The 13,180-nt window shown below is 50.1% G+C and carries 8 protein-coding genes and 3 pseudogenes; 8 read left to right on the top strand and 3 right to left on the bottom strand.

The genetic code is table 11. The features are described from left to right. Nucleotides 1-125 precede the first annotated feature (125 nt). From O3S81_RS11435 to O3S81_RS11455, 5 genes and pseudogenes are all read left to right on the top strand, one after another. Nucleotides 126-419: pseudogene (locus O3S81_RS11435) on the top strand (integrase core domain-containing protein); the annotation flags it as partial. Nucleotides 420-598: 179 nt separating this feature from the next. Continuing rightward, nucleotides 599-1,513, top strand: coding sequence for a glycosyltransferase family 2 protein (locus O3S81_RS11440; RefSeq protein ID WP_269343221.1), 915 nt, complete (start codon nt 599-601; stop codon nt 1,511-1,513). After that, nucleotides 1,510-2,739: a glycosyltransferase family 4 protein gene (locus O3S81_RS11445; RefSeq protein WP_269343223.1), complete on the top strand. Its 1,230-nt coding sequence runs from the start codon at nt 1,510-1,512 to the stop codon at nt 2,737-2,739. The genes O3S81_RS11440 and O3S81_RS11445 overlap by 4 nt, the downstream gene beginning before the upstream one ends. Beyond that, nucleotides 2,732-3,706: an NAD-dependent epimerase/dehydratase family protein gene (locus tag O3S81_RS11450; RefSeq protein ID WP_269343225.1), complete on the top strand. Its 975-nt coding sequence runs from the start codon at nt 2,732-2,734 to the stop codon at nt 3,704-3,706. Before O3S81_RS11445 ends, O3S81_RS11450 begins: the two co-directional genes overlap by 8 nt. Then, nucleotides 3,699-6,314, top strand: coding sequence for an FkbM family methyltransferase (locus O3S81_RS11455; RefSeq protein ID WP_269343226.1), 2,616 nt, complete (start codon nt 3,699-3,701; stop codon nt 6,312-6,314). Before O3S81_RS11450 ends, O3S81_RS11455 begins: the two co-directional genes overlap by 8 nt. 64 nt (nt 6,315-6,378) lie before the next feature. Here the strand turns inward: O3S81_RS11455 and O3S81_RS11460 are convergent. Beyond that, a pseudogene (locus O3S81_RS11460) lies at nt 6,379-6,531 on the bottom strand (IS3-like element IS426 family transposase); the annotation flags it as partial. Between the two features lie 20 nt (nt 6,532-6,551). Here O3S81_RS11460 and O3S81_RS11465 point away from each other — a divergent pair. From O3S81_RS11465 to O3S81_RS11475, 3 genes are all read left to right on the top strand, one after another. Then, entirely contained in the window at nt 6,552-7,439 is an 888-nt protein-coding gene (locus O3S81_RS11465) for an FkbM family methyltransferase (protein ID WP_269343227.1), read from the top strand. 113 nt (nt 7,440-7,552) lie between these two features. After that, a complete protein-coding gene (locus O3S81_RS11470; protein WP_269343228.1) occupies nt 7,553-8,581 on the top strand; it encodes an acyltransferase family protein in 1,029 nt (342 codons plus the stop codon). A gap of 244 nt (nt 8,582-8,825) precedes the next feature. After that, a complete protein-coding gene (locus tag O3S81_RS11475) occupies nt 8,826-9,908 on the top strand; it encodes a hypothetical protein (RefSeq protein WP_269343229.1) in 1,083 nt (360 codons plus the stop codon). Between the two features lie 314 nt (nt 9,909-10,222). Here the strand turns inward: O3S81_RS11475 and O3S81_RS11480 are convergent. Further along, nucleotides 10,223-10,538: pseudogene (locus tag O3S81_RS11480) on the bottom strand (transposase); the annotation flags it as partial. A gap of 288 nt (nt 10,539-10,826) precedes the next feature. Further along, complete coding sequence (locus tag O3S81_RS11485; protein WP_269343230.1) at nt 10,827-13,151, bottom strand: glycosyltransferase; 2,325 nt, start codon at nt 13,149-13,151, stop codon at nt 10,827-10,829. Nucleotides 13,152-13,180: the final 29 nt, after the last annotated feature.

Below are 13,180 nucleotides of genomic sequence, written 5' to 3' on the forward strand. Positions count from 1 at the left end.
TCCTTTACAGTGTGGTTTCGCAAAACCACTGTGAGACCTGAGGCCCGGCTATGACTACCTGCTTCGCCTGATGGGGCTACGCAACTGGTCAAAGCCGCATCAGCGCAAACTTCCGAAGGTGTTATGGCAGCGAGTTCATCTCTCGCGACCTCGACCTTTGGGCCTACGCCAACAACGTCACTCTGGACTTCTCTCGGCCCGGAAAACCGACCGATAACGGCTTCATCGAGGCCTTCAACAGCAAGCTTCGGGCAGAGTGCCTGAACGCGCATTGGTTCCTGACCCTTGCGGATTCGCGCGAAAAGTTGGAGACTTGGCGTCGATACTACAATGAGGATCGCCCTCATTCGGCAATCGGGTATAAGGTCCCGATTGCGATGCATAATCCTGGTGGCGCAACCAGCCCGTCATCGTGGTAACAGCCGGAAAACTCCAATTCCCGGCGCTCCAAACTTGGGGCTCAGAGCAGGTTGATGCTTCAAAAAATCAGCGTTCCTTTGGAATTCGGAGTAGTTTGAATTGCCATCTATGGCACGAGGGAATTGACTATCAACGACCCTCCGCTTATCAACCCAACATTGCGACTTGGAGTGGATAATTGAGAGAATCTGTAGGTGTGGGAAGAGTTTCTGTGATTATACCCCTCTATAATCACGAGAAATATATAGCTCAAGCCGTAGAGAGCGTACTCGTTCAGGGCGAGTTGCTTAAAGAGCTAATCGTTATCGACGATGGATCGACCGACAGATCTGCGTCCATAATGGATGGGCTATCGTCTCGCGATTCTAGAATTAAATTCTCCAAGCAGGAGAATTGTGGAGCCCACGCGACAATAAACCGGGGTTTGGCTTTGGCGACCGGTGAGTTTGTAGCGATTCTGAACTCTGACGATTGTTTCGTTCCCGGTAGATTAGTGGCTCTCGTACGTGCGTTAGATCTAGATGCGGGATCCGATTTGGCTTCTTCATCTATCGGTTTTTTTAACGGAGATGGAGATGATATTCAAAATGAGTGGTTTGACAAAGCGTTGGAGAAGTTCATTTTGAGACGCGACATCGCGGTCTCACTTGTAGACGCCAACTACCTCATGACGACATCGAACTTCCTCATGCGCGCCTCACTCTTAGAAAAAGTGGGCTTCTTTGCTGATTTGCGGTACGCCCACGATTTAGAATTCGCCCTCAGGTGTAGAGCCCAGGGCATACGGTTTTGCTTCATTAACAAAACGTTGCTCAAATACCGCTTTCATAGCTCAAATACGATTTCAGAGAATCATGCCAAAGTACGAGCGGAGTGGGCACTTTGTGCCGCTAGCTACTTGCGTCAAAGGTATCGGGTTCGCAGCGAGGACAGCGCGTACGCAGATATCAAAGATGTTATTTCCCTTCATGGTTTGTCTGACATGGTTGAGATAGCGCTCGATGCATTCAAACGCGCTGGCATTTTTCAATTAACAGACGAGTTTATGGTGGAAAGCAAAATTCTCGATCAAATTACGAAGGCTGCCCAATGAAAGTCACATTTATTACGAACTTGTACCCTCCAAATCAGGTTGGCGGGTATGAGGAGCTTTGTTGGCAGGTTGCTTCTCGATTTGTTGAATTGGGTAATGAAGTCTCTATTGTTACGAGCGCGTACGGAGGAAAGGTTGCGTCGTGGCCTGGGCAAAAAGTGGATCAAACTCTCAGGCTGTTGATTGGAAAAACGATATACGACCATTTTGGCGGCGACGAAAGTCGCCGACGGGCGCTAGTCGATCAGAACATTCATGCGTTAAAAGACTGCGTCTCTGCTCGGAAGCCTGATGTCATTTTTTGTTGGAACCTTTTTGGCCTACAATCAGATGTCTTAGAGTTCCTTGGTGACTTGGGTATTCCAGTTGTGATGATGTTGACCGACAACTGGTTAGCTTCTATGCTTAACCCCGAATATGTCGGAACCTTTTTTCGCGAATCCGTCTATGGATCAGTTGACGAAAGCGCCTACTTAAGCACGCCAAGCCGAGCATTATTTAATATTAGTCCTAATATATCTGCCGTATTCGGCTCGCGCTTCATGAAGCGGTTTTATTCCGCTAGCGGAATACATTTTGCGAATGATGTTGTTGTCCATAATGGCGTATCTCTAGAGGAAAATTCGCTCGCACCCAGTCTGAGCCCCAGAGAAGCCAAAAAAGTTGACCTGCTTTTTGCAAGTCGTATGGTTGAGATCAAAGGTGCTCATCTCGCTGTCGAGGCTCTTTCTATTCTTAAAGATGAGCGTCCCGACATCAGTTGGAACCTTGAATTGGTCGGCGACTGTAGCGACAAAAACTATGTTGAAGAAGTTATGCGCCTCGCCAAGAATCTAGAGGTATTTGAATGCGTGTCGTTGCGCGGCCGTGTTGCCCCTGACCAGCTGAACGAGCTGTTTCGTAGCAAAGACATTTATCTTTTTCCGTCCCTTTATGAGCCATTTTCCCTAACGCTAATTCACGCGCTCGGCGCGGGCATCCCTACCGTCGCATCCGACATAGGCGGTAATACAGAGATTGTCTCAGATAGAGACACAGGATTGCTGTTCAAAGCGAAAGACGCCCGGAGTTTGGCTAGATCCGTAATAGAGTTTGTCGATCAGCCGAGCCACATATATGAAGTTAAGATAAACGGAGCTCGACGAGCGAAGGAATTTTCCGCTGAAAGGATGGTCGAAGGCATGTTAACGCACTTGCACGCGCGCGCGGGCCTAGTCGATGCCTAGTAACCTCGAGGGTGTCAATTGCGTCGTAATCGGCGGCGGCGGTTTTATCGGTCGCGCGATTATCCGGGCCTTATTGCAAGAGGGAGCAATAGTGCGCGGATTTGGGCGAGTAAGCCGTTTCGGATTACCTGACACGAGTCTACCTTGGATTTATGGAGACTTTCAAGATCAGACGGCTCTGGCGCGAGCCGTCGAAGGCGCTCAAATTGTTTTTCATTTGGCAGGTGGCAGTACGCCTCAACGTTCTAATGCGTCCCTAATCGGGGATATCGAGGCGAGTCTTGTTGCGACAGTGCAACTGTTGAATGTGTGTAACGCGGAAGGAGTGCGGCGAGTTATTTTTGCTTCTTCAGGCGGCACCGTATACGGCGTTTCCGCGCAAATACCGATTTCGGAGGACGACGCGACCAATCCTATAAGTGCGTACGGCATCAACAAGCTCGCTGTTGAAAAATACCTCTATCTTTTTGGTGTCCAAACCAAAATCGAGCATGTGAGTTTAAGAATTGCGAACCCATTTGGTCCTAATCAGGACCCGTTTGGACGCCAGGGACTTGTTGCGGCATCGATCTTCAAATTGTTGGCCGACGATCCTATTGAAATTTGGGGAAACGGTTTGGTCAGGCGTGACTATATCTATGTCGATGACGTTGCTGATGCATTTATTAGTGCAGCAAATTACCGTGGTGCGCTGACGTCGTTCAATATTGGCTCAGGTGAGGGGAAATCAGTGGACGCGGTCGTCGACTCCGTCGCTGATATTCTCGGTATTAGGTCGCCCAAGAAAGTTTATCGGCCTGGACAAAAGGCTGATGTTCCATCGAATGTACTGGATATATCTCGAGCGAGGTCGGAGTTGGGCTGGCAGCCCAATACATCGTGGCGTAACGCTATATTGCAGACCGCAGAATGGATGAGACGCGAACCTACGCTAAGGGCGCTTCTGGATGGGAAAAAGCATGCTTGATCGTAACGAAGTGATAACGGCTTATCGATTGCTTCTCGGACGAGAACCGGAGAGCGAAGCAAACCTAGAGCACATGAGGAATTTTCCGACGGTAGATGCTCTTGGCTTAGCTCTAATCGCATCAGAAGAGTTCCGGCGCAGAGCTGTTCTGGGTGAACTTCCGGTGACGGCCGAGCGATGGGTATGCGCAGAAATTCGCGACGGATTACGCTTATGGTTGGATTTGATGGACATGGGGGTCGGGGCCGGGGCATTACGCGATAACTGGGAACCTGATGAAACGAAATTCGTACTCGAGCATCTTTCATCAGGAGACTGTTTTATCGATGTTGGGGCAAATATTGGTTGGTTCACAATCCTCGGCGCTCACAGGGTCGGTAACACAGGTCATGTACTTGCTTTCGAGCCGAGACCAGATTTGTTCGCACGTCTTAGGGACTCCGTTGCGGCAAACGGGCTGCAGGCCCGCTGTGAGCTTTACAATATTGCGCTGGGTCAAATTGAAGCGATGATGTCAATCGCAGTAAACCCCGAGGAGCTAAATCCGGGTCATAGCTATCTTGTGAGAGATGAAAGCACCTCGACCGGAAAATTGCTTCATAAAGTCCCTGTGAAACGATTAGACGATATAAATGTTGGTCGGAAAGTCGATCTTATAAAGATCGATGTTGAGGGCGCTGAGGCGGTCGTGGTGGCGGGCGCGAACGAATTGTTGCGGCGCGACAAACCATTGATAGTAACAGAGTTTTTCCCGAGATGGCTCCGGGATGTGAGTGGCGTCGAGCCGGAGCTATATCTTTCTAAATTAAGGGATATCGGCTATCGCATATTCGAGCTAACCCCAGATGGCCCTGGTAAATTGGTTGAAAGTTTGCCGAGCGGATCAAACGAAGACGGTTTCTTCGTAAATTTGGTGGCGTCAGCAGAAAACAAAGTTTTTCAATTACGCAATGGTAGGCCTGTAGATAGAGCTACCAATCTTCCGGCGGCAGTGATCGACGAAAGAAATCCTGCCGCAATTGCTCGTAATATCGCGTCAATAAAGCATGAAATAGAGAGTTTGACGGGAGCCGTGCTTCAAGTTGAGCAGCTAGTCGGCCAGCAGAAAGAGGTTGCGGAAACCTTAGAAAAAGTAAGTGCGGAGTTAGCTTGTTGGAATAGAGCTCCAGAGCACGCGCCGTCGAGTTCTCATGGTGTTGATAACTCAGCTCGGTTAGATGCTGTCTGGGAAGCACGAATAGCGCGGATTGAGCGCGCAATTTCGACGCTTGGCAATGAATCGTTAAAGCCCTCGACTCCATTCGCATCCAAGATTGTGCGTGAACTAAGGCGACCATTCACAGTTTCCTATTGGCGGAGAAAGTCCTCAAAGTGGAGCACGCGTAAGGCAGTTAGCGATGGATCAGTTCACGATAACAGTCGAACTGGTATACCACGGCAGCACGCCGCCGGCTTTTCCGAAAGGAAAATGTTTGCTGGAATCGGAAAGCCAATCGTCGCCATAATCGATGATAGATGGCCAGAGCCGGATCGAGACTCAGGCTCGATTGACGCCGTTAATCTCATCACTAGTTTCGTTGAATGCGGATACCATGTTGTAGTGTGCAAACAATCAACGCGACCGCAGCCCGATCGTTACATACAAAATCTGCGAGGGTTAGGAGCTTACCCCGTTACGGATGATGACGCTTCATCCATTCAATCATTCATAGAAAATGAGGGGAAGCGTATTGATCTTTTTGTGTTAAGCAGAGTAGGCGCTGGTGGTCAATACTTGGAGTTAATACGTTATAATTGCCCAGATGCGAAGATAATATTTAACACGGTTGATCTTCACTATGTGCGCGAATCTCGCTCCGCAATTCTTACCGGCGATCGCGACGCGATGGCTCGCGCTGAAGGGACGAGAGACAGAGAAGAGCTGATAATAGGTAACGCTGACGCGACATTTCTTGTGTCGAGCGTTGAGGAAGAGATAGTCCAAGCGTCCGTCCCTGGCAGTAATACGATCGTTTTGCCGTTAGCGCGGAAAATTAGGTGGCCAAAGGCTGGCTTTGAGGGACGTTCTGGCGTCGGTTTTGTTGGTGGCTTCGAGCATCAACCAAATATCGACGCGGTAGTGTATTTCCTGCGCGAAATTTGGCCAGAGCTTCAACGTCTCGATCCAACGATAAAATTTGAAATAGTAGGCTCACATTTTCCAACAGAGCTATTGGAAAACGTTAAAGGTGAGGTGGCCTACCTCGGGACCATGCCGGAAATTGACGAATGGTTCGACTCGCTCAAACTAAGTGTTGCGCCACTTCGAATTGGTGCCGGTGCAAAAGGAAAAGTTGCGTCCAGCCTATGTAACGGCGTTCCGTGCGTAATAAGCACAATAGCAGCCGAAGGAATGGGGCTTCTGCCAGGTGAGAACATGCTCCTTGCAGGTACGTCTGCCGAGTTCGCTGAGCAGATTCGTCGTGTTCATAACGATAAGGAACTTTGGGAGCGACTATCGTTAAACGGATTAAAATTCGCTGAAGCACATCTATCGGTACAGAATTTCAAGGAGAAAGTCAGGAAGGCGGTTATAGGCCTTGAATTGCCCGCTAGAGATTTGCGATGATCTCGATCTGAACCCTGGATCGTTTTTGGTTAGAGTGAACTCCAGACCGTCCTAGCACAAGCGCAGCCCTGATAAACTGTCGGGGCGAAGCCATCTTGAGCGCGGAATGGGGATAGATTTCATTATAATCCCCGATTCATCCATCGATGAGCCGGAGCGCTATTTCGGCGTCCGGTAGGGGTAAGATGCGGATGTAATCCCGCTTCAGGGTTTGAATATTAGAACGATTGGATATCCATGTTGAGTTTCTGGCGTAAGAAAGTCGAAAAAGCGGCGGTTAGCCAACAACAGCCTAAGCCTGAGCCTGTGGCAGTTCAACCTGCTCCAGCCTCAAAACAGTTTGGGTTGGCTGAGCTGGTTAGCCACGATGCGCGGGGGGCCTCAATTGAAATTGCTGGTTTAACGGTGCCATTAGATTTAAGGAACAGGCATGAACGAAGCTACTTCGCTCGCCATTTCTTGAATTCGCCACATCCACAAGCCGATATCGATCGCTTCATTTTTCAACGTTTTGTCAGGCGGGGGGACGTAGCCCTCGATGCCGGTTGCAATATCGGAATAACCATCGCAGAACTGCTGGATGCCGGGGCCTCGCATGTGCACGCGTTCGAGGCTGTTCCAACCCTGTACGCAAGAATAGAAGCCATAAAAGACCCTCGGTTTACTGGTTATGGCTGCGCGCTTGGTGATGGAGAAGGGGCCATCCCAATTTGGGTGTCCCAAACGCACAATCAAGGAAGCACAATCGAGCCAAGGACCGTCGAACTTTTCGCGCCTATTTTTGGGGACACGCCGATATCGCAAGATGTTCCATTGAAAAGATTGGACGATGCCTGCCCAGATGTCCCGTTCGATTTCATGAAAGTTGACGTCGAGGGAGCCGAAGCTGCGTTTCTCAGAGGTGCGTCGAGAACATTGGCGGCTCATCCGCCCCGAGCCATGTCAATGGAGCTGTTCGATCGGTTCTTTGATGAAACCAAGGCGGAAGCCGATAAATATTTTGCGAAGTGTCAGAGGTGCTTCATCTTGAAGTCTGATTACTCTCTGCATTTTGCTGACTGGTCTGAGCCGCACAACGACGATCTGTATTACGTCACGTCACCAACATACGTCTTCTCAAATTAATCCCTACAAAGAGCGCCTGCTATTCGGCCGGCGCTCCGAAATAGTGCTAGGTCGATGGAACGCAAGCTGCATCTAATAGACAGTGAACTTGCTGTTCGGTAAGTAAAGTCCCCATGAACCGATTGTTTCACATCGATCTGGCCCGCGTCATAGCGATTTTTCTCGTGACGGCCTATCATTTATCGCGTGCCTTTCCCGTGGATGCGCAAGTTGGATCTTTTGATCTCTACGGCGTGTTCAGGCACGGGTACATCGGGGTAGACGTTTTCTTCGTCATCTCGGGCTATGTGATGGCGTTGACGTGGGAACGCCAGGCCGGGAATTTTGCTAGCGGAAGTCGTTCATTTCTACGGTCACGACTGCTTCGATTGATGCCTGCATACGTGATCGCAATCGTGTTTTGGGTCACTGTGATCGTATCTACCGGTTACGCCCAGAAGCCGGTCGGTCTGTTTCATATTCTGAGCCACCTAACATTCACTCACACGTTGTTCCCAAGCTCATTCTTCTCTGTTTCAGGTGTGATGTGGAGCTTGGCTGTCGAGGTGCATTTTTACCTGCTATTTCCTCTTCTGGCGTCCCTCACGTGGCGGCAGAGGTTTTGGGTACTCGGGTTCTGTGCACTAGTTTCGTTGGGTGTTACGGTGGTTGTGCCTGAGTCGCATTGGCTTATGTACCCCCTGAGATGGAATGTGGTCACGTTCCTTCCTCTCTTTATGCTTGGCGTCTTTATCTATGAGAGGCATGACGAGAACGGCAGAGATTTGACGTGGCTTTTCTGGCCGCTGATCGCGGGCTCGGTCGCTGTAATGCTGCTTGTAAAGCCGTTTGACACGAACGTTTTTGCAAGGCTTCTTCTTGGTGGCGCGCTTGGTTTTGCGCTCGTGGCAACATCCCCTTTCCGCTCTGGAGAGCTCGGTCTCGGCAAGGCGATTAGCCTAGTAGCGGCAGCGTCTTATTCGATCTATCTCTATAACTACGTTATGCTCTTCCTCGTAGACAGGGTTTTTGGCGTAGCTGCTATGCTCGTCGGCATGGTGTTTATTTTTGCCTTCGGCGTTGGCATGTGGTGGCTTTTCGATAGAAACTTCGAGAAAGTGCGCCACAGATACAAAGCACGGTTGCTGCGCCGCTTAGCGTGAATTTCAGTTTATCTGGATCGTCAAAAGCGTTTCCTCGTCTCTGAGAGGAAGCGCTGGTGGGCCTTGATCACGCGCGGCAACGTAGCAATTTGACTAGAGACGTTACACTTGCTACAGCATCATCTCTGATGCCGAACGTATTTGGGGATAGTGTCAACCGTAAGTTTTTTAGGTGAATCTTTAAGGATATTCCTAAATCAATCTGGTAAGGCGCGAGGGCGGAAATAAAATTACTGGTAGGGCAATGTTAAGCGATAGGATCGTTATCACGGGCGATTTGACGAGAGTCAACGACAACATGGAGATGCACCAAGCCCCAAATATTACGTGGTTCTCCAAGGTTTTCAGACCGATCTTTGAAGACCTTGGTTGTAGTGTAGATACCTTCGGCGCCACCGACGACGATTTTCCAGCGAACCGATTTCACAAGGCTCTTTATGACGGCGTCGGAGCTAGCACGAGCATTCATGAAAAGTGGGCGGCGCACTACGATACGCATCTCCCTCTGCCAGCACGGATACTACTTTTGGAGGCCATGGGGCCTGCGATGTTTGTATTGTTTGAGGCACCGCCTTCGATGCTCTCAGCCATAGACGAGGCTGGGCATACATATTTAAACTTTCGGGTTCATCCCCTGCGTTTTGCGTCTGACCTCATATTCGCAGTGAAGACCAACGATAAGTATATAGCTAGAAATCTGAGGCGCTTCACGATGCGCAGCGACTTTGTGCGTCGCGAGATAGACGACTGTCGCAAGCGGTGGCGTGGGGGAGAGAACACGTTGCCGCGAAACTCCACAGTATTTATGGCCCAGACCAGTCAAGACGGAAGCTTAATTGAGGAAGGAAAATTCACGAGGATCGATGAATTTGCGGAAAAACTAAAGAAGCTAGTTCGCGCCGGTAAGCCCATATTCTACAAAAGACACCCATTAGAAAGTAACCAGAAATCATTCGATTTTTGGCTTGGGACGTTCCCAACCACAGTTGAGATTTTCCCCGATATCTCGTCTTATGAATTATTCAGCCAAAGTGAACATCTAAACGTTATCACCATATCCTCTGGGTCCGCTTATGAGGCCAAACTGTTAGGGCATTCCCCGACATACCTCTCAAGCAGGTATTGGGGCGGAAGGTACTATTCCGACTATACACCTATAACTCATGAGTATTGGTATCCGTCTTTTTGGGAGAGCGCGCTCACCGAAAAAAGAGTGATAACTTCTGCAATTCAATCATTCTTTGGTCGTGGCAATGCCGATAACGAGCTCCCTTTCGTGAAGGACAGGCTTAGATCAGCTATCAATTTTGAGTGGTCAAAGCGCTGAGCAAATTCAATCGGCTAAGTCTTCTCAGCCGCCATCGGCTTTCATCGGCTGGGCAGCGGTCTCGTTCTGCCTGGCCGGTAGCGTAACCCGGCACCCATAAAACGAAAGAGGCCCGCATCCGCCGGGATTAATTGCGGGCCTCAATACCGCAGCCTCTTTCAGGGGGCGTGCGGCTGCTCCCTCATATAGGCCGGCCACCTATCTATCAATAGAAAAAAAGACACCCGCAGGGTCGGGGGACGGCTTTGCCCATGAAGGCCTCCTACCTCAAAATTAGGAAAGAAGGCGTCCACAAATCTCGGGGCTATTCAGACCTCGCGGAGTACCTCGACCTCCATCGTTTTGCGGCCGAGCATGCGCTCCAGCTCGCGGAGGCGGTCCTCCAGCTTCTTCACTTCCGAATTGCCAACAATCCTCGTCAGAATCCATGGCTGCAGTACCTCCCTCACTCAAGAGCCTGCGCCACCGGTAAAGCAGATTGGGCGCAACGCCATGGCGGCGAGCGGTGGACGATACCGTCTCGCTAGGTTCGAAACTCTGCTCGATGATCGTCAGCTTCTGTTCGGTTGTCCACCGCCTATGGCGGACATCACCGGTCAGCAATTCAACGTGTCGATACTCGTTAGACATAAGCCTGTCCTCAAGCCTGTGCTTGAGCCTTTCTGCTTATGCCGAGTGTCCGGTCGAAATGGGGGGCAGTTCACTCTCCACCGGACGCTCACGAGGAATTCGCCACGCAGTGGCTATGGACCTCCAACAGCGAACGGCCCAAGATGGCATTGCCGAGAACGTCCGTAAAGAAAGTGAAAATTGCCATGTGAATTCCGCTGCGGACGCCCGTAAAGGGGGTATTACTGAGGCAAGTCTCCGGTCGCCCTCGCGCAAACCTACTGTTCGTCATTAATAAAGAATGTCAGGTCAGCCGTGTTGTTCGATCAAAGAACGGTATTCCCCAAGATATTCTAACGCCAATTGGCTCATGTCAAAAGTTTTACCCAAGGCGATTGCTGTCTCGCGCAGCTCTTCTCTCAGGTTTTCGTCGAGAATCTCCTCCAATTTTTGCGAAAGCTCATTTATGAACATCTCCGTTTCATCGGTAGGTTTGAAGATAATGCCAGCTTGCCTTGATTCGATCGTTGTCATCCGTCTGATTTCGCCGACATCAGTTGCAATGCACGGAACTCCGACCTGAAACGCCTGAATAAGGCTTAGGGGAAACGACTCTCCTGGATATCGGCTCGGGAGCAGGGCGACATCGCTAAGGCGGTAGAGTCCATGGACCTCGCCGATGAAGCCTAGAAAATGGATCGTGGAATCACCTGCCGCGATCATTTTAGCATCGTCGACGCTGGTTCCTTCTCCCGCCATAAGTAAAGCCATGGGGAATTCCGGACGACGTTCACGTAGTTTCAGATAAGCTCTGACGGCCTCCGTCCACCCTTTGCCCTCAACGCCCCGTGCGGCTAGGGAAAAGACGACCGCGTCTTGCGATATGCCTAAGTCCGTGCGCGTTTTGGGAAAGGGCCTTTCATCCACCGGAATAGCGTTTCTTACCTTGAGGAACTTATTTTCCGGAACGTTTAACCCCTCGAAGGGCACACGGTTGCGTTCGGCCAAATAGGCAAAACGATCGACCTTTTTACTCCATCGACTGACCCTCGGTTTAGAAATTTTCATGGCTTCATATGAACCATGCAGGGTGGAAAAATATGCGCATGGTAAGTCGCCGTTCTCGAGAAAGAGCTTATCGACATTGGCGACATGGGAATGGACAAGCGACACCCCTGCGCGCTCGAGAAAATTCACCACCCCTGCCTCTCTGACATGGTTCGCATTGTAGATTGGTATCGCAGGACTTAGTAATTGCTTTACTCGCTGTTGATCGTCAGTTGTTTGAATCTGTAAAAGCGAAACGTCTATTCCCAGTTCGTGAAGCGCGTTTGCCAAGTGAATAGGGAAAATTTCACCGCCACCAAAGGTAAAGCCAAGCAGTCCAATCAGCACGTGGGGTTGGACACGTGAAGTCGCTCTCAACTCATCGACATTAACAAGGGTTTCGAACTTTGCCCCGCCTACGCGTGATCGACGAAAGTTCTTATGCGCCTCAGAGAGGAATCGGTTCAGCGTTTCTTCTGGTATAGGCCATTTTGATTTCAGGATTTTCATGATGCGAAAGTACTCGTCATAATATGACGCCGAACTCTGAGCCTTTTTGCCGGATGTATTGTTTGAATGAATGCGAAAATAACTCACGGCGGCCGGTTCGTAGGCAATTTGACCTCCTCCAGCAATAACCGAATACAGGTACCAATCGCCCATAATCTTGAATTCTGAGGCTTTTTTCCAAACGTCATTGGAAATAGGAAAACGACGCCATAGTGAACCCCCAACATTGGGTATGGCATTCTTAACGCCAAAGCCGTTGCAAAACCATTCGGACGCGGGCCGGACGATTGTGCGACCCCATATACCCGGTTCGCATCCTTCGCGGTATTCATCCAGTCCCTCCACAAATTCGCCTGCCGTATTGGCGTATTGAACGCCTCCAAACGAAAGCATCACGCTAGGGTCTCTGAATGCGCGAATTGCACGTTCTACAAAGGTTGGCTCGCAGAAGTCATCGCTTTCGCAAATCCACACGATATCCCCCGTGGCCTGCGAGTGACCGTTCTGCCACTGCCGAAATACGTTGCCTGAATTCTTTGTCGCGAATATCGCCTTTACGCGTCCCGGGTATTTGTGAACGTAGGCCTCAATGACCTCGCGACTGTTGTCGGTCGAACAGTCGTCCAGAATTATGATGTCAATAAGCGGATAAGTCTGATTAAGGATACTCTCAATGCGTTGTGACAGGTATCTCGCATGATTATAATTGGGAATAATAGCCGTCACCGTTAGCCCGTTATTGTTGCCCAACTCAGCGTTACGTTTTGCCAGCACCTCATTTTTTTTGATGCGCCGATAGTAGTTCATGCAGAATTGATCGACCTTTTGCACCAGCAACATCGGATCACGTTTCTCTGCAGACTTGAAAAATCGTGCGCGTCGACGCCCACTGAACCGTTCGATTTTCGCCAGTCTGTACAGCAGGCGTGAGTAAAGCAGGTTCTTGAGCAGTCGCACCAGCGATACCTTGCTTGCCCAATTTCCACGTTGGAGTGAATCCACCTCTCCGGATATGAAATCGATATCCGCGAAGAGATTTTCCATCTGTATACTTTCGTCTTCACGGCGTGCGGCCAAATCGTATTCCTAACTCTGCACAGTTCCGG

Origin of the sequence: Agrobacterium sp. SOY23 (genome assembly GCF_027212525.1) — a bacterium.
GTDB classification, from domain to species: Bacteria; Pseudomonadota; Alphaproteobacteria; order Rhizobiales; family Rhizobiaceae; genus Agrobacterium; species Agrobacterium tumefaciens_I.